Source organism: Streptomyces sp. NPDC007929 (assembly GCF_042959065.1).
GTDB lineage: Bacteria > Actinomycetota > Actinomycetes > Streptomycetales > Streptomycetaceae > Streptomyces.
This window is the reverse complement of record NZ_JBIBKD010000008.1, coordinates 211,929-228,698: the sequence shown is the minus strand read 5'-3', so window position 1 is coordinate 228,698 and position 16,770 is coordinate 211,929. Positions and strand designations below refer to the sequence as shown.

Genomic DNA, 16,770 nt, shown 5'->3' with positions numbered 1-16,770 from the left:
GTCAACCTTTCGGTCCAAGGAATTTCATGTTTAGAGTGATGCTCTAAATGGAGGGAGTGACATGCGGCTGACCCCGACCGAACGCGACCGGCTGCTGCTCTTCGGCGCCGCCGAGCTCGCCCGCGCCCGCCGGGCCAGGGGACTGAGGCTCAACGTCCCCGAGGCGACCGCGCTCATCGCCGACACGGTGTGCGAGGCCGCCCGGGACGGCAGGCGGCTCGCGGAGGCCGTCGAGGCCGCCCGGTCCGTCCTCGGGCCCGGCGACGTGCTGCCCGGTGTCGCCGACGTCGTCACCGAGGTGCACGTGGAGGCCGTCTTCGACGACGGCTCGCGGCTCGCGGTCGTCTCCGACCCCCTCGGAGGCGGCTCGGGGCCGGACGCCCCCGGCGCGCTGCTGCCCGGGCCGCAGGACGCCGAACCCGAACCGGCCGAGCGGCTCACGGTCACCAACACCGCGACCGTGCCCGTCTCGGTGACCTCCCACTTCCACTTCTTCGAGGCCAACCCCCGGCTCGACTTCGACCGCGGCCGGGCCTACGGCATGCGGCTCGCCGTGCCCGCGGGGTCGTCCGTCCGGTTCGGGCCGGGGGAGAGCGCCGAGGTCGCACTGGTGCCGATCGGCGGCGAGCGGATCGCCATCGGGTTCGCCGGGCTCGTCGACGGGCCGCTGGACGCGCCGGGCGCCAAGGAGGAGGCCCTGAAGCGGGCCGCCGCCTGCGGCTACCTCGGCATACCGGACACAGCACCTGATCAGGAGGTCGGACGATGAGCCGCCCAGGAGGCCACCCCGCCGAGGCCCGCCGCCTCACCCCGCACGAGTACGCCGCCACACACGGCCCACGCGCCGGCGACCGCATCCGGCTGGGCGACTCCGGCCTGGTCGTCAAGGTCGAGTCCGACTCCCAGCGCCGCGGCGACGAGTTCCTCGCCGGGTTCGGCAAGACCGCCCGCGACGGACTGCACCTGAAGGCGGCGGCGGTCAGGGAGACCTGTGACGTCGTGGTCAGCAACGTGGTGGTGATCGACGCCGTGCAGGGCGTCCGCAAGGTGTCCATCGGCATCCGCGAGGGCCGGATCTGCTCGATCGGGCGGGCCGGAAACCCCGACACCCTCGACGGGGTCGACGTCGTCGTCGGCACGGGCACCTCGATCGTCTCCGGCGAGGGCCTGATCGCCACCGCCGGGGCCGTCGACACCCATGTCCACCTGCTGTCCCCGCGCATCATGGAGGCCTCCCTCGCCTCCGGCGTCACCACGCTCATCGGCCAGGAGTTCGGGCCGGTGTGGGGCGTCGGCGTCAACTCGCCCTGGGCGCTGCGGCACGCGTTCGGCGCCTTCGACGCCTGGCCGGTCAACATCGGCTTCCTGGGCCGGGGTTCGTCCTCCCACCCGGCGCCGCTCGTGGAGGCCCTCGCCGAGGGCGGGGCGAGCGGCTTCAAGGTGCACGAGGACATGGGCGCCCACACCCGCGCCCTGGACACCGCCCTGCGCGTCGCCGAGGAGCACGACGTCCAGGTCGCCCTGCACAGCGACGGGCTGAACGAGTGCCTGTCGGTGGAGGACACCCTGCGGGTGCTGGAGGGCCGGACCATCCACGCCTTCCACATCGAGGGCTGCGGCGGCGGGCACGTCCCCAACGTCCTGAAGATGGCGGGCGTCCCGAACGTCATCGGCTCCTCCACCAACCCGACCCTGCCCTTCGGCCGGGACGCCGTCGCCGAGCACTACGGCATGATCGTCTCGGTGCACGACCTCAAGACCGACCTGCCCGGCGACGCCGCCATGGCCCGCGACCGCATCCGGTCCGGCACCATGGGCGCCGAGGATGTCCTGCACGACCTGGGCGCGATCGGCATCACCTCGTCGGACGCGCAGGGCATGGGACGCGCGGGCGAGACGGTCCGCCGTACGTTCGCCATGGCCGGGAAGATGAAGGTCGAGTTCGGCGCCCCCGACGACGAGCACGACAACGAGCGCGTCCTGCGCTACCTGGCCAAGCTGACCATCAACCCGGCCCTCGCGCACGGGCTTTCCCACGAGGTCGGGTCCATCGAGACCGGCAAGCTCGCCGACATCGTGCTGTGGCGGCCCGAGTACTTCGGCGCCAAACCGCAGCTGGTGCTGAAGGCCGGCTTCCCGGCGTACGGCGTGACCGGCGACCCGGGCGCGGCGACCGACACCTGCGAACCCCTCGTCCTCGGGCCGCAGTTCGGCGCGCACGGGGCGACACCGGCCGAGATATCGGTGGCGTTCGTCGCGCGGGCCGCCCTCGACCAGGGGCACGACACCATGCCGACCCGGCGCCGCAGGGTCGCCGTGCGCGGCACCCGCGGCATCGGCCCGGCCGACCTGCGCCTCAACTCCCGTACCGGAGCCGTCGACGTCGACCAGCGCACCGGTCTGGTCACCCTCGACGGCGAGCCGCTGCGCTCCGAGCCCGCCGAGTCCGTCTCCCTCAACCGTCTCTACTTCCTCTGAGGATCAACGATGTCCGCAGCCGCCGACGGCTTCCGCATGCCCGCCGAGTGGGTTCCGCACGAGCGGACCTGGATGGCCTGGCCGGGCCCGAACAACACCTTCGACGCCCCCGGGGAGCTGACCGCCGCCCGGGCCGCCTGGGCCGCGGTCGCCCGGGCCGTACGCCGCTTCGAGCCGGTGACGGTGGTGTGCGGGCCGGGGCAGTCGGGTGCGGCGCGCGCCCTGCTGGGCGACGGCGTCGACACGGTCGAGCGGGAACTCGACGACGCCTGGATGCGCGACATCGGCCCCACCTTCCTGACCGACGGGAAGGGCGGACTGGCCGCCGTGGACTGGACGTTCAACGGCTGGGGCGCGCAGGAATGGGCTCGCTGGGACCACGACGCGAAGGTCGCCGGACACGTCGCCGACCTCGCCGGGGCACGGACGTACGCCTCGCGGCTCGTCAACGAGGGCGGGGCGATCCATGTCGACGGCGAGGGCACGGTCCTGCTGACCGAGACGGTCCAGCTCGGCCCGGAGCGCAACCCGGGCTGGTCCCGCGAACAGGTCGAGGCCGAGATCCACGCCCAGCTCGGCACCCGCAAGGCCATCTGGCTGCCGCGCGGCCTGACCGGCGACTACCCTCCGCACGGCTTCGGCACCCTCGGCCACGTCGACATCGTCGCGGCGTTCGCCCGGCCGGGCGTCGTCGTGGCGCACTCCCAGCCCGACCCCGCCCACCCCGACCACGAGGTGAGCCGGGAGGTCATCGGCCTGCTCGGGTCCCAGACCGACGCGCGCGGACGGCGCCTGGAGGTCGTCGAGGTCCCCGCCCCGACCGTCCTGGAGGCCGACGGCCACTGGGCCGACTACTCCTACATCAACCACTACCTCTGCAACGGCGGCGTGGTCCTGTGCGGCTTCGACGACCCGCGTGACGAGATCGCCGCCGGCATCTTCCGCCGCCTGTTCCCCGAGCGCACCGTGACGCTGGTCGACGCCCGTACGATCTTCGCGGGCGGTGGCGGCATCCACTGCATCACACAGCAGCAACCGAGGATCTAGGAGTGCGCCCATGGCCGGAGGGCGACGGCAGGCCCCGCCCCGCGAGGACGTCCTCGCCGCGGCCATGGAGATGATCGCCGAGCGCGGCCTGGAGAAGCTCACCATGGCCGCGCTCGGCCGCGAGGTCGGCATGAGCAGCGGCCATCTGCTCTACTACTTCGGCTCCAAGGACGAACTGCTGCTGCGCACCCTGGAGTGGAGCGAGGGCCGCCTCGGCGCCGAGCGCGGCCGGCTGCTCACCCGGACCGCGCCCGCCCCCGAACGCCTCGACGCCTATGTCGACCTCTACGTCCCCGACGGCCACCGCGACCCGCACTGGACGCTGTGGCTGGAGGTCTGGAACCGCTCGCAGAACGCCGACACCGAAGCCCGCGACCGGCAGGCCGCCATCGAGGGCGCCTGGCACCGCGACCTGGTCGCCCTGCTCGCCGAGGGCATCTCGCGCGGCGAGTTCCGCCGCGTCGACCCGGACCGGTTCGCCGCCCGGCTGCGCGCGCTGCTGGACGGCTTCTCCATCCATGTGGCGATCGGCCTGCGCGGCAACGACCGGGCGCAGATCCTGGACCATGTGAGCGAGTTCCTCGCCGACAGCCTCCTCACGGACGCCTGAACGACTCCGTGTCCGTCACCTGATCCGTCACCCGAGGTGACCGCCCGCATCCTGAGACGGCGGTGAGTGAAGCGCGGGGATTGTGCCAGACTGCCCCCGTGCTCTCGTTCGCCATGATTATTGGCAGCAGGCGCGCCGGTCCGCAGTGACCGCCACGTACGACCAGGTACGGGCGGACACCGTCGTCCTCGACCCGCGCGCAGACCTCTCGCACCCGCGAGAGGTTTTTCGCATTTCTGGCCCACCCGCAGCCGGAGGCGAGAGCGCGAGGGACTATGTGAGGGCGGTGGAGCCGGTCATTCCGGTACGACCGAGATCCCATCCCCAGGAGCCTTGAGACCATGACCGAAACCAGCGAGCTCGACGATTCGTTCCACGTCTTCGACACCACCCTGCGCGACGGCGCCCAGCGGGAGGGCATCAACCTCACCGTCGCCGACAAGCTGGCCATCGCACGGCACCTGGACGACTTCGGGGTGGGCTTCATCGAGGGCGGCTGGCCCGGCGCCAACCCCCGGGACACCGAGTTCTTCGCCCGGGCCCAGCAGGAGATCGACTTCCGGCACGCCCAGCTCGTCGCGTTCGGCGCCACCCGCCGCGCCGGCACCACGGCCGCCGAGGACCCGCAGGTCAGAGCGCTCCTGGAGTCCGGGGCCCCGGTGATCACGCTGGTCGCCAAGTCACACGACCGCCATGTCGAGCTCGCGCTGCGCACCACCCTGGACGAGAACCTGGCGATGGTCGGCGACACGGTCTCCTACCTCAAGGAGCAGGGCCGCCGGGTCTTCATCGACTGCGAGCACTTCTTCGACGGCTACCGCGCCAACCCCGAGTACGCCAAGGCGGTCGTCCGCACGGCGTCGGAGGCCGGAGCGGACGTCGTCGTCCTGTGCGACACCAACGGCGGCATGCTCCCGGCCCAGATCCAGGCGGTCGTCGCCACGGTCCTCGCCGACACCGGCGCCCGGCTCGGCATCCACGCCCAGGACGACACCGGCTGCGCGGTCGCCAACACCCTGGCCGCCGTCGACGCCGGCGCGACCCATGTGCAGTGCACGGCCAACGGCTACGGCGAACGCGTCGGCAACGCCAACCTGTTCCCGGTCGTCGCCGCCCTGGAACTCAAGTACGGCAAGCGGGTCCTGCCCGAGGGGCACCTGCGCGAGATGACCCGCATCTCGCACGCCATCGCCGAGGTCGTCAACCTCACCCCCTCCACCCACCAGCCCTACGTCGGACTCTCCGCCTTCGCCCACAAGGCCGGACTGCACGCCTCCGCGATCAAGGTCGACCCGGACCTCTACCAGCACATCGACCCCGAGCAGGTCGGCAACACCATGCGGATGCTGGTGTCCGACATGGCCGGACGCGCCTCCATCGAGCTCAAGGGCAAGGAACTCGGCGTCGACCTCGGCGGCGACCGCGAACTGGTCGGCCGGGTCGTCGAGCGCGTGAAGGAGCGTGAACTCCAGGGCTACACCTACGAGGCGGCCGACGCGAGCTTCGAACTCCTGCTGCGCGCCGAGGTCGAGGGCCGGCCGCTGCGCTACTTCGAGGTCGAGTCCTGGCGCGCCATCGTCGAGGACCGGCCCGACGGCTCCCACGCCAACGAGGCCACGGTCAAGCTGTGGGCCAAGGGCGAGCGCATCGTCGCCACCGCCGAGGGCAACGGCCCGGTCAACGCCCTGGACCGCTCCCTGCGCGTGGGCCTGGAGAAGATCTACCCCCAGCTCGCCAAGCTGGAGCTGGTGGACTACAAGGTCCGCATCCTGGAGGGCAAGCACGGCACCAACTCCACGACCCGCGTGCTGATCTCCACGTCCGACGGCGCGGGCGAGTGGTCGACGGTCGGCGTCGCCGAGAACGTCATCGCCGCGAGCTGGCAGGCCCTGGAGGACGCGTACACCTACGGGCTGCTGCGCGCGGGGGTGGCTCCGGCGGAGTAGCCGCGGCCCGGCCGGACGCCCGGGGCGCGTGTCACATCGCGGTGTCCCGGGACCGCGGCACCGGGACCTCGCCGCCCCGGTCGCGGCCGGGCGTCCGGTCGAGGCGGAACAGGCCCGCGGTGTGGGAGCGCTGGCCGGTGGCGGTGCTGGTGGAACGGGTCAGCTCCTCGACGCCGTCGGCCAGGTAGCCGACCCACGCCGCCCCCTCGTCCTCGATGATCCGCTGCGCGTCGGTCCGCAGCCGCTCGATCACCCCGAGCAGGGCGGCCTGCTCCTTGTCGCTCGGGGAGTCGGTGGTCCTCAGGAACGCCTGCGACCAGTCGGACTGCGCCTTCTTGAGGATCTGCTGCAACGCCATCTCGGCACGGATGTAGCGGGTCCAGGACGCCGAGAACCCGAAGATCCGGTCGAAGAGGACACATCCCGCCCCGCCGGCCAGGAACACGAAACCCCACTCGGGCCGCACGGTCGTCGGCGAGGCCGCGTGCACCAGCGGCGTGATCGTGCCGACGATGCCCAGCAGCGTGGCGAGCGCCCGCAGCGAACGCGACCACAGGGACGGACCCCGGCGCCGGGCCAGATACCAGCCGATCGCCGACGTCACCTCCGCCTCGGCGTGCCGGAACAGCTCCCACAGCAGGTCGGCCCGCGTGCGCGAGCGGTCCAGCTCGGTCAGTTCGGACACCGTCATGTCCGCAGCCCTACGTCGTCCGAACATGCCCCTGCTCCCGCCCGTCCTGGATGGCCAGAGGCATCCTAGGGGGTGTCTGACAAATGCCCGCGGCGTCGCGACGCCCGGCACGCACGCTCGCCGCGTTGCCGAACCGTCCACGTGGCTCCGCCACGAGGACGCTCCGGCGCCTTGCGATCGCACGCACCGGACGCCGCTCCTTCTCCCGCGCTCATTTGTCAGACACCCCCTAGGCGCAGCCGCGGCGACACATACATGTCTCGACGGATAACCCTTTCTGCTCCGTTTCGGGTAGCTTCGAACATATGAGGGCCGCACTGGTGCGTACCGTCGTACGTCTGCTGATCGTGCCGTTCGCCGCCGTACTGGCGGTGCTGCTGGCCGGTGCGCCGGGCGCGCACGCGGCCACCGACCTCTCCGAGGTCGCCCGGGAACTGCGGGAGAACCCCGTCTACGTCGATCCGGCCGCCTCCGGGCAGCTCGCGGCGTCGGACGCGGAGGCGCTCGCCGACAAGATCAAGGACGCCGACAAGCCCGTCTTCGTGGCCGTCCTGCCCGCCGGTTACCCCACCCAGGACCTCTTCCGGAACCTCCGCACCGAGACCGGCGTCACCGGTCTGTACGGCATCCGCCTCGGCGACCGGTTCGACGCCCGCGCCGACAGCTCCGTGATGAGCCGGCAGGCGGTGTCCAACCTGGTCACGGCGGTGCGGGGCGCAGGGGACACCAAGGCCCAGCTGAACGACTTCGTCGACGACGCGCTGCGCAACGTGGGCGGTACGGCGCCGAGCGGCTGGAGCGACGGCTCGGGCACCGACGTGCCGGTCGGCGGGCTGATCACCGTCGGCGCCCTGGTCGCGGCCGGCGGCGCGGGCGCGTACGCCATGGTCCGCCGCAACCGGCGCCGCCACGAGGAGGAGCAGCGGGCCGCGCTGGAGAAGCTGCGGGTGGTCGTCGACGAGGACATCACCGCCTTCGGCGAGGAACTCGACCGCCTCGACTTCCATCCCTCGGAACCCGGCGCCGACGACGCGATGCGCGCCGACTACGAGCGTGGCCTGGACTGCTACGACCAGGCCAAGTCCCTGATGGCCGCCGCGACGAAACCCGAGGACGTCCGGGCGGTCACCCAGGCCGTGGAGGACGGCCGGTTCTCCCTGGCCCGGCTCGCGGCCCGCCGCACGGGCGAGGCCCTGCCGGAGCGCCGCCCGCCCTGCTTCTTCGACCCGCGCCACGGCCCCTCGGTCGCCGACGCCACCTGGACGCCCCCGGCCGGCACGGCCCGCGAGGTCCCGGTCTGCGCGGCCGACGAAAGGCGCCTGGCGGAGGGTCGCGAACCGGTGATCCGCGAGGTCGACACGGACCGCGGCCGCCGCCCGTACTGGGAGGCCGGACCGGCGTACGGCCCCTGGGCCGGCGGCTACTTCGGCGGCGGCCTCCTGCCCGGCCTCCTTGTCGGCACCATGCTCGGCAGCATGATGGCCACCCCCGCCTACGCGGCCGACTACGGCTCCGGCTACGGCGACTTCGGCGGTTACGAGGGCGGCGACGTCTCCGGCGCGGACTTCGGCTCGGGCGATTTCGGCGGCGACTTCGGAGGAGGCTTCGGGGGAGGGGACTTCGGCGGCGGCGGGGACTTCGGGGGAGGGTTCTGACCCTGGTTCCGAGGCTGCCGGGTCTTCGCCGGCTCCGAGCGGGCGGCGGCCGGGCGCGTGCCCCCGCGGCCACCATCGCGATGGACGACGACGACCGCCACGAGGCAGACGGCCAGCCCGGCAGCGGTCTGCGCGCCGAAGGGCTCACCGAACATCAGCGCGCCCCAGACCGCGGTGACCGGGGCCATCAGGAACATCAGCGTGTTGACCTCGGTGACGCCGGAGCGCTTCAGGATGAGCCAGTAGAGCCCGTACCCGCCGAACGTGGACAGCACCACGAGCCAGGCGACCGCCATCCAGAAGTCCGCCCGGGCGGGCGGCGCGGCCGTGCCGGTGCCGAGGGCCAGGGCCGAGAAGAGGACCGCACTCGTGACGCAGTGCACGGTCAGTGACACCGACGGGGCGACCCGCGAGCCGGCCCGGCTCTCCAGGAACGTCGCCGCGACCAGGGACAGCATGCCGAGCAGCGGGACGGCGTACGCCCATCCGGCCACGCCGCCGCCCGCCGCCGCGTCGGCCAGCGTGACCACGGCGACGCCGCTCAGCCCCAGGCCGAGACCGAACCACTGCCGGCCCGAGACGTACTGCCCGAGCAGCGGCCCCGCCAGGGCTCCGGCGACCAGCGGCTGGACCCCGTCGATCAGGGCCGTCGTACCGCTGGAGACACCGAGCTGGATGGCGTAGTAGACGCTGAGCAGATAGCCGCTCTGCGACAGCACGCCCACCACGGCCTGCCGCGCGAGGTCCCGGACGGTCAGGCCGCGCCAGGCCGATCGCAGGACGACGGCGACGGCGGCGAGGACGACGGCCAGCGGCAGGAACCGCCACATCAGGAGCGTGAGCGCGGACGCGCTGCCGGCGCCGAGCTTGGCGCCGATGAAGCCGGAGCTCCAGCACAGGACGAAGGCGAGGGACAGGAGGATGTTCACGACACCACAACCAGTAGACAGATCGGTATACCCGTTCCCGGCCCACTGTACGGGTTGGCTATACAGATCGGTATAGTCGGGTGTCATGGGTACCACCGCGCCGAACCCCCGACGGATCACGATGACGCCCGCCGCCCGCCGCGTCCTGGCCGCAGCGGCCCGGCTGTTCTACGAGCGCGGCATCCACGCCGTCGGCGTCGACCTCATCTCCGCCGAGGCCGGGGTCACCAAGAAGACGCTCTACGACCGGTTCGGCTCCAAGGAGCAGATCGTCGTGGAGTACCTCGCGGACCGCGACGAGCGCTGGCGGGCCTTCCTCGCCGAGCACCTCGACGCGGCGGGACCGGCGCCGCGCGAACGCGTCCTGGCGGTGTTCGACGCCTCGCGCGCCTGGGCGGAGGAGTTCGGCCCACGGGGATGCAGCATGGTCAACGCCCACGCGGAGATCGGCGACCCCGCCCATCCGGCCCACCCGATCATCACCGGCCAGAAGCGGTGGATGCTCGCCCTCTTCACGGATCTCGCCTCACGGATCACGCCCGGGACGGCCGACTCGACCGCCCGGACGCTGATGCTGCTGCACGAGGGCGCCCTGGTCGCCCACGGCCTCGGCGTCTTCCCTGACGCCATCGCCCAGGCCCGCGAACAGGCCCGCGCGCTGCTGGCATAGCGGACAGCAACTGTCCTATTTTCGTCCTACGGTGACGCCATGACCCCTTCCGACGCCACCGGCCCGCTCCCGTTCGGCACGGCGGCCGACCTGGACTCCTGGCTGACCGCCCATCCCGCGCCGCATCCGGGCCTCTGGGTCAGGGTCGCGAAGAAGGGTTCGGGCATCCCGTCCGTCAGCGCCGCCGATGTCAACGACGTGGCGCTGTGCCACGGGTGGATCACCGGGCAGCGCAAGGGACTTGACGCGTCGTACTACCTCCAGCGGATCACCCCGCGGCGCCCCGGCAGCCTGTGGTCCATGGTCAACGTCCGGCGGATCGAGGAGCTGACCGCCGCCGGACGGATGCGGCCGGGCGGGCTCACGGAGGTGTCAGCCGCCCGGGCGGACGGGCGCTGGGAGGCGGCGTACGCGTCGCAGAAGGAGGCCGAGGTCCCGGCGGACCTGGTGGCGGCGCTGGCCCGAAGCCCCCGTGCCGCCGCGGCCTTCGAGGCCCTTGGCCGCACGGACCGGTACCTGGCGATGCTCGGCGTCCTCCGTGCCCGGACGGCGGAGGGCAGGGCCGCCCAGGTGGCGGCGGCGGTGGCGAAGCTGGAGGCGGCGGACCCGGGGGCGACGGAGCCGGACACCCGCTGAGGCGCCGGGCGGCGGCCGTCGCACCCGACGACGGACGGGCCCGGCACCCCTCGGTGCCGGGCCCTGGAGCCGTGGGTCAGAGTGTCGACGCCGCCGACGCGATGGCGGAGGCGAACGTGGAGACCTCCGCGTAGACGCCGGGGGCCTGGGGACGGGCGCAGCCCTCGCCCCAGCTGACGATGCCGACCTGGATCCAGGCACCGGCGTTGTCCTTGCGGAACATCGGGCCGCCGGAGTCGCCCTGGCAGGTGTCGACCCCGCCCGCGGCGAAGCCGGCGCAGATCTCCTCGTTGGCGACGAGGCCGCTGTAGAGACCGCCGTACGCCTTGCACGCGGCGTCGCTGACGAACGGCACGGTCGCCTTCAGCAGGTAGCGCTGCTGGGAGCCGCCCTCGCGGTTGGCGCCCCATCCGGCGACGGTGAAGTCACCGGTGTTGTACTGCGCGGTGGTGGCGATCTTCAGGGTCGGCAGGTTGATGGGCTGGGCGAGCTTGATCAGCGCCCAGTCCTTGCCGGTGCCGTTGTAGCCGGGGGCGCGCAGCACCTTGGTGGAGCGGACCTGGACCCGGCCGTTGGCCGACTGGAGGTCCACGACCCCGGCGGTCGCGGTGATGCTCGTGTTGTTGCCGGAACGGCCCACGCAGTGCGCGGCCGTCAGCACGATCTGCTGGGTGTAGAGCGCGCCACCGCAGCCCATGGAGAGCCGGACCATGAACGGGAACTCGCCCTGCGCGGCCCGGGTCCCGCCGACGACCGGCGAGGGGGCGGCCTGGGCGGGGGAGACGGGCTGAAGGCTGGCGATCGCGAGCGCGGCGGCGCCGAGGACCGCGCATCTCTTGAGGGCCGTGAGGAGTCTCTTCAACGTGATGCCTTCCGTGGGGGGTTGACTGGGGAGGTGCAACCGAAGCATCAGATTGACGAGCACATGACAGCAGCATGGGCAAAAAGAATGTCCATGTACTGGCATGGACTGGTCAAAATACTGCTGCTGGATTATGAGGACGCCGAGAGACTTCGCACAAGGGGCGGGAACCGGCCAGACCGGCCCGGGGTGATGTCACCGGGCCGGTCCCGCGGGGCTCACGCGTTCCTGATGGCCGAGATGTCGAAGTTGAGCTTGATTTTGTCGGAGACGAGGACGCCGCCGGTCTCCAGCGCGGCGTTCCAGGTCAGGCCCCACTCGGAGCGCAGGATCTCCGCCTTGCCCTCGAAGCCGGCGCGCTCGTTGCCGAAGGGGTCCTTCGCGGCGCCGTTGAACTCCAGGTCGATGGTGAGCGGGCGGGTGGTGCCGAGGATCGTCAGATCGCCGGTGATCCGGTAGTCGTCACCGCCGAGCGCCTCCACCTCGGTGGAGCGGAACGTCATGGCCGGGAACTCGTCCGCCTTGAAGAAGTCGGCGCTCTTGAGGTGGCCGTCGCGGTCGGCGTTGCCGGTGTCGATGCTGTCCATCACCACGTCCAGCGAGGCCGTCGACCGCGACGGGTCGGTGCCGTCGAGGTGGAGCGTGCCGGTGAAGTCCTGGAAGCGGCCCTTGACGTTGGTGACCATCGCGTGCCGGGCGACGAAGCCGATCGTCGAGTGCGCGGGGTCGATCGTGTAGTCGCCGGTCAGGGCGGCCAGCTCGGGGTTCACGGTGGCGGTGGCGGTGGCGGTGGCGGTCTGGGCGTCGTTACGGCTGAAGATGCTCATGGGGGTCTGCCTCCTGTGGTTGATGTTGAATGTTTAACTACTCCAACGAGACCCACCGTAGACTTATTCCGTTCAATGTTCAACATCTTCGGTGGAAGTGTCTGCATCACGCCCGCCGCACCCCTGCCGCACCCCTCGCCCCCGCTCACGCGCCCCCTGGCATACGCCCGCTTGGCGCAATCGCCCGGCCCGCGCGAGTGGTTCCGCCGACGGCGGTGCACTGCGGCCCAGGTACGGGGGTGGCCCCCGGGCAGGGGGCCTGCCGAGGTCCGGCGGGACGCAGACAAGCCGATCGTGCGGTGGCGGGGTGGGACGAGACGGGGTTCCGTTTCCAGTGAGCGCATGGAGACAGACGAGACCACGGCGGACGCACAGCGCAGGGGAGAGCGACTCGTGACACTCACCGGCTCCGGCTCGGCCCACGACCCACCGGCGGACCCCACCCGGCGCCGCGCCACGGCCCCCGTCCCCGCCCGGGTGAACCAGTACGGGCCGCCGCGGCGGATCGACCGGCGCGTGGCCCTGGTCACCGGCGCCTCCTCGGGCATCGGAGCGGCCACGGCACGACGCTTCGCCATGGACGGCTGGCAGTTGCTGCTGAACGGACGCGACCGGAACCGCCTGGAGCAGACGGCCTCCGGCACCTCGGCCGTCGTGCTGCCCGCCGACCTCGCCGCCCCGGGCGGCCCGCGCCTGCTCGCCCAGTCCGCGCTGCACACCACCGGCCGGATCGACGTCCTCGTCGCCGGAGCGGGCATGGGCTGGACGGGCCCCTTCACCGCCATGCCGCACACCGACATCGACCGCGTCCTCACCCTGGACCTCAACGCCACGCTCCACCTCGTGCGCGAGGTGCTGCCCACCATGATCGCGGCCGGGCGGGGGCGCGTGGTGCTGCTCGGCGCGGTCGCGGGCTGCGTGGGGCTGCGGGAGGAGGCGGTGTACTCCGCCGCCAAGGCCGGCCTGGCCGCCTTCGCGGAGGCGCTGCGCCAGGAGCTGCGCGGCACGGGCGTGGGCGTGAGCTTCGTCGTGCCCGGCCCCGTCGACACGGCCTTCCACTCCCGCCGCGGCAGGCCCTACGACGGCACCCGCGCCGGCCTCCTCTCGCCCGGCTGCGTCGCCGGCGCGATCTGGGAGGCAGTCCGCCACGACCGCGACGAGACGTACGTCCCCACCTGGCTGACGGTCCCAGGCCGAGTCCGAGGCCTCGCCCCGGGCCTGTACCGCCGCCTGCTGAACCGCTTCGGCTGAACCGGGGTCGGTGGTGTCGGACGAGGTGACGCCGGAGGGCGTGGCTGGGCTGTCCCCTGCCGGGTGACCCGTGTCGGCGGTGCCCGGACCCGGGTGACCCGTGTCGGCGGTGCCCGAACTTGCTGACTCAGGCGCGCCGTGCGGGGTCGGGGCGACGGGGCTTGTCGTGCGCGATCGGGGCTACTCGGGCGGGTCGTGCGCGGTCGGGGCTGCTCACGCCTGCCCGGCTTGACTCGGGTGGCTCAGTACCGGCGGTGCGTGTGTATGTGTGCCCCGTCGGCGGCGCCCGGCGTGGGTGACCGGCCGGGGTGCCTCGGCGGTACGGCTGTCCCCCTTCAGGTCTGCTCGGACCGTTCACGGTCGGCGTCGCCCCGGCCGTTCTCGGTCCGCCTGGCCCGGGCCGCTCTCGGCCCGTATCACCGGAGCTGTCCCCGGCTCGGGCCTGTCCGGCTGTCCCGGGACCGGACCGCGTGGCTGTCCCCGGCCCAGACGGCACGACCGTTCGCGGCCCGGGCCGTCCCGCCGGCCCGGTGCGAAACTCGTCTCCGGCGGCGCCCACTCCGGGCTCTCCAGCCGCCCCAGGGGTCAACGACCTCGACCACCGCCCCCTCCCCGTCACCCGTTCCCCCGTTCCGGTCACTCCGGCCGAATCCACCGTTCAGGCGAGGCCCTCGCCGTGGTAGGGCATGGGCATGACTCCCGAGCCCCGGTTCCTTCCCCGTCGTCGTGCCCTGATGCTGGCGGTCGCGGCGCTCTCGGCGACCGGGGGTGCGGCGCCGGCCGGACGGGGTGGTGAGGGGGCGGGCGATGCGTATGACACCCTTCGCCGTCGCTGGCTCGGTATCTGCCTCGGCGCGGGCTACGACCCCACCGCCGAGCCCTACGCCGCCCGGCTCGCCGAGACCGGCACGCTCGCCCGGGAGCTGCGCGCGAGCATGGCCCCGACGGCGGACTCCCTCTGGCCCGGGCAGCCCTTCGACCCACCGGCCGGCATCACCCTCAGCTACGGCCGGCTGTGGACCATGACCCAGGCCTACGTCCAGCAGGGCACCGGCTCCACCGCCGACCCCGGACTCCTCGACGCCGTCCTGCGCGGCCTCGACCACCTCTCCGCCACCGTCTACAACCCCTCCACCACCCGCTACGGCAACTGGTGGGAGTGGCAGATCGGCAGTCCCCGCCTGCTGATGGACATCACGGCCGCCCTGTACGAGGAGTTGGGAGAGGCCCGGGTCCGTGCGGCCTGCGCCGCCGTCGACCACTTCGTCCCCGACTCGGCCCTCGGCGACTACAGCGGCACCTCCACCGGCGCCAACCGCGTCGACCTGTGCCGTTCCGTCGCCCTGCGCGGCATCCTCGGCCGCGACCCCGCCAAGATCGCCCTCGCCCGCGACGCGCTCTCCCCGGTCTTCCCGTACGTCACCCGGGGCGACGGCCTCCACGCCGACGGCTCCTTCGTCCAGCACACCTGGGTCGCCTACTCGGGCACCTACGGCCAGGTCATGCTCGACGGCCTCGGCCGCCTCTTCGCCCTGCTCGCCGGATCCGACTGGGAGGTCACCGACCCGAACCGGCAGATCGTCCTCGACAGCGTCGAGCGTGCCTACGCGCCGCTCATCCACGACGGACTGGTCATGGACAGCGTCAACGGCCGCGCCATCAGCCGCGGTTACCTCCGCATCGACGACCGCGAGATCATGCGCGGCGACCACTACCACGGCGGGCAGCTCATCGCCGCGATCGCCCTGCTCGCGGCCGGTGCGAGCCCCGCGGAACGCGAGCGCTGGCACGCCCGCGTCAAGGGCTGGATCGAACGCGACACCGTGAACCCGATCCTGACGGCACCCCAGTTCGGCGTCGCCGACCTGGCCCGGCTGCACGCCATCGCCGCCGCACCCGCCCCGGCCGCGCCCGAACCCACCGGTCACCACCTGTTCGCCGCCATGGACCGTGCCGTCCACCGCGGTCCCGGCTTCACCCTGAACATCGCCATGGCCAGTGACCGCATCGCCCACTACGAGTGCGGCAACGGCGAGAACCCCCGCGGCTGGCACACCGGGGCGGGCATGGTCAGCTGGTGGGCCGAGGGCACCGGCGACCAGTACACGGACTGGTTCTGGCCGACCGTCGACTGGTACCGCCTGCCCGGCACCACCGTCTCCACCAAGCCGCTCGCCGACCGCGAGGGCGGCGAGTGGGGCACGGCCCGCCCGGACGCGCGCTGGGTCGGCGGCACCACCGACGGCACCTGTGCCGCCCTCGGCCAGCACCTCAAGGGCCTCGGCTCCACCCTCCAGGCCCGCAAGTCCTGGTTCTGCGTCGAGGACGCGGTGATCTGCCTGGGCGCGGGAATCACCTGCTCCGACGGCGTCCCGGTCGAGACGATCGTCGACAACCGCAACCTCAACGCGTCCGGCACCCAGCGCTTCGTCAAGGGCCCGCACTGGGCCCACCTGGAGGGCCACGGCGGCTGGGTCCTGTTCGGCCGCGAGACCAAGGCGCTGCGCGAGGACCGCACCGGCGCCTGGTCCGACATCAACACCGGCAGCACACCCGAGCGACGCACCCGCCGCTGGCAGACCCTCTGGCTCGACCACGGCACCGACCCCGAGGACGCCACGTACACCTACGTCCTCATGCCCGGGGCGTCCCGCCACGCGGTCGCACGCCGGGCCGCCGACCGGCACTGGATGTCGGTCCTCGCCAACGACGCCGGCCGCCAGGCCGTCACCGTGCCCTCCCTCGGCTGCACGGCCGCCACCTTCTGGCGGGCGGGGACGGCGAGCCCGCTCTCCGCCTCCGGCGGCGCGAGCGTGCTGGTTGTCAGCCGGGGCCGTACCGCTACCCTCTGCGTGAGCGAACCGCCCCGTACGGGCGAACCGCTGGAGATCGTCTGGGACCACCCGGTCCGCCGCGTCGACCGGGCGGACAAGACGGTCGAAGTGCTCTCCACAGGCCGCCGGCTGCGCGTGCGCGTCACCCCGGGGACGGTATGCGCCACCCATGTCTGTGAGGTGACTCTCCTCTGACCACTTTGTACGCCCCCCACAAGCGACACGCCCGCTGAGCAGTCGGAAAGGCTCAACAGCGCCACGGTTCTGTTCAGGGGTACCAGGAAAACACGCCGGAGACTGTGAGGAGTCGACGGCCCGCATTCCTCGGTCGGCT

The 16,770-nt window shown here is 72.5% G+C and carries 13 protein-coding genes and 1 pseudogene; 10 read left to right on the top strand and 4 right to left on the bottom strand.

Features of this window, described 5'->3' with window-relative positions:
• Positions 1-61 precede the first annotated feature (61 nt).
• From ureA to cimA, 5 genes are all read left to right on the top strand, one after another.
• Positions 62-769: an urease subunit gamma gene (ureA, locus tag ACFZDE_RS27135; RefSeq protein ID WP_391204074.1), complete on the top strand. Its 708-nt coding sequence runs from the start codon at positions 62-64 to the stop codon at positions 767-769.
• Positions 766-2,478, top strand: a complete 1,713-nt coding sequence (locus ACFZDE_RS27130; protein WP_391204071.1) for an urease subunit alpha — start codon at positions 766-768, stop codon at positions 2,476-2,478. Before ureA ends, ACFZDE_RS27130 begins: the two co-directional genes overlap by 4 nt.
• A 9-nt stretch (positions 2,479-2,487) precedes the next feature.
• A complete protein-coding gene (locus ACFZDE_RS27125; RefSeq protein WP_391204068.1) occupies positions 2,488-3,525 on the top strand; it encodes an agmatine deiminase family protein in 1,038 nt (345 codons plus the stop codon).
• A 10-nt stretch (positions 3,526-3,535) separates the two neighbouring features.
• On the top strand, positions 3,536-4,135 hold the full coding sequence (locus ACFZDE_RS27120; RefSeq protein ID WP_391204065.1) for a TetR family transcriptional regulator C-terminal domain-containing protein: 600 nt from the start codon (positions 3,536-3,538) through the stop codon (positions 4,133-4,135).
• Positions 4,136-4,476: 341 nt separating this feature from the next.
• Positions 4,477-6,081 carry a citramalate synthase gene (gene cimA, locus ACFZDE_RS27115; RefSeq protein WP_391004018.1) on the top strand — a complete coding sequence of 535 codons (1,605 nt, stop codon included), beginning with the start codon at positions 4,477-4,479 and terminating at the stop codon, positions 6,079-6,081.
• A 31-nt stretch (positions 6,082-6,112) separates the two neighbouring features.
• Here cimA and ACFZDE_RS27110 read toward each other — a convergent pair whose 3' ends face one another.
• A complete protein-coding gene (locus ACFZDE_RS27110; protein ID WP_391004015.1) occupies positions 6,113-6,772 on the bottom strand; it encodes an SLATT domain-containing protein in 660 nt (219 codons plus the stop codon).
• 305 nt (positions 6,773-7,077) lie between these two features.
• Here ACFZDE_RS27110 and ACFZDE_RS27105 point away from each other — a divergent pair, with 305 nt between their 5' ends.
• Positions 7,078-8,427: a hypothetical protein gene (locus ACFZDE_RS27105; protein WP_391004013.1), complete on the top strand. Its 1,350-nt coding sequence runs from the start codon at positions 7,078-7,080 to the stop codon at positions 8,425-8,427.
• Positions 8,428-8,570: 143 nt separating this feature from the next.
• On the opposite strand, the pseudogene ACFZDE_RS27100 reads toward ACFZDE_RS27105, so the two are convergent.
• Positions 8,571-9,443: pseudogene (locus ACFZDE_RS27100) on the bottom strand (DMT family transporter); the annotation flags it as partial.
• Between ACFZDE_RS27100 and ACFZDE_RS27095 the strand changes: the two are divergent.
• Both ACFZDE_RS27095 and ACFZDE_RS27090 read left to right on the top strand, forming a co-directional pair.
• Positions 9,442-10,026, top strand: coding sequence for a TetR family transcriptional regulator (locus tag ACFZDE_RS27095; RefSeq protein WP_391204062.1), 585 nt, complete (start codon positions 9,442-9,444; stop codon positions 10,024-10,026). The pseudogene ACFZDE_RS27100 and the gene ACFZDE_RS27095 sit on opposite strands and share 2 nt — an antisense overlap.
• A gap of 39 nt (positions 10,027-10,065) precedes the next feature.
• The gene (locus ACFZDE_RS27090; protein ID WP_391204059.1) at positions 10,066-10,662 is read left to right on the top strand and encodes a YdeI/OmpD-associated family protein; all 597 of its coding nucleotides are present in this window, start codon (positions 10,066-10,068) and stop codon (positions 10,660-10,662) included.
• A 76-nt stretch (positions 10,663-10,738) separates the two neighbouring features.
• Here the strand turns inward: ACFZDE_RS27090 and ACFZDE_RS27085 are convergent, their stop codons facing one another.
• Complete coding sequence (locus tag ACFZDE_RS27085) at positions 10,739-11,524, bottom strand: trypsin-like serine protease (RefSeq protein ID WP_391004007.1); 786 nt, start codon at positions 11,522-11,524, stop codon at positions 10,739-10,741.
• Positions 11,525-11,742: 218 nt separating this feature from the next.
• Positions 11,743-12,351, bottom strand: coding sequence for a YceI family protein (locus ACFZDE_RS27080; protein ID WP_391204056.1), 609 nt, complete (start codon positions 12,349-12,351; stop codon positions 11,743-11,745).
• Positions 12,352-12,744: 393 nt separating this feature from the next.
• On the opposite strand from ACFZDE_RS27080, the gene ACFZDE_RS27075 reads away from it, so the two are divergent.
• On the top strand, positions 12,745-13,602 hold the full coding sequence (locus ACFZDE_RS27075) for an SDR family NAD(P)-dependent oxidoreductase (RefSeq protein WP_391204451.1): 858 nt from the start codon (positions 12,745-12,747) through the stop codon (positions 13,600-13,602).
• Positions 13,603-14,288: 686 nt separating this feature from the next.
• Positions 14,289-16,631, top strand: coding sequence for a polysaccharide lyase family 8 super-sandwich domain-containing protein (locus tag ACFZDE_RS27070; protein WP_391204053.1), 2,343 nt, complete (start codon positions 14,289-14,291; stop codon positions 16,629-16,631).
• Positions 16,632-16,770 lie beyond the last annotated feature (139 nt).

Coding starts and splice junctions, on each gene's coding strand:
- ureA (WP_391204074.1), top strand. CDS start 62: ATGCGGCTGACCCCGACCGAACGCGACCGGCTGCTGCTCTTCGGCGCC.
- ACFZDE_RS27130 (WP_391204071.1), top strand. CDS start 766: ATGAGCCGCCCAGGAGGCCACCCCGCCGAGGCCCGCCGCCTCACCCCG.
- ACFZDE_RS27125 (WP_391204068.1), top strand. CDS start 2,488: ATGTCCGCAGCCGCCGACGGCTTCCGCATGCCCGCCGAGTGGGTTCCG.
- ACFZDE_RS27120 (WP_391204065.1), top strand. CDS start 3,536: ATGGCCGGAGGGCGACGGCAGGCCCCGCCCCGCGAGGACGTCCTCGCC.
- cimA (WP_391004018.1), top strand. CDS start 4,477: ATGACCGAAACCAGCGAGCTCGACGATTCGTTCCACGTCTTCGACACC.
- ACFZDE_RS27110 (WP_391004015.1), bottom strand. CDS start 6,772: ATGACGGTGTCCGAACTGACCGAGCTGGACCGCTCGCGCACGCGGGCC.
- ACFZDE_RS27105 (WP_391004013.1), top strand. CDS start 7,078: ATGAGGGCCGCACTGGTGCGTACCGTCGTACGTCTGCTGATCGTGCCG.
- ACFZDE_RS27095 (WP_391204062.1), top strand. CDS start 9,442: ATGGGTACCACCGCGCCGAACCCCCGACGGATCACGATGACGCCCGCC.
- ACFZDE_RS27090 (WP_391204059.1), top strand. CDS start 10,066: ATGACCCCTTCCGACGCCACCGGCCCGCTCCCGTTCGGCACGGCGGCC.
- ACFZDE_RS27080 (WP_391204056.1), bottom strand. CDS start 12,351: ATGAGCATCTTCAGCCGTAACGACGCCCAGACCGCCACCGCCACCGCC.
- ACFZDE_RS27070 (WP_391204053.1), top strand. CDS start 14,289: ATGGGCATGACTCCCGAGCCCCGGTTCCTTCCCCGTCGTCGTGCCCTG.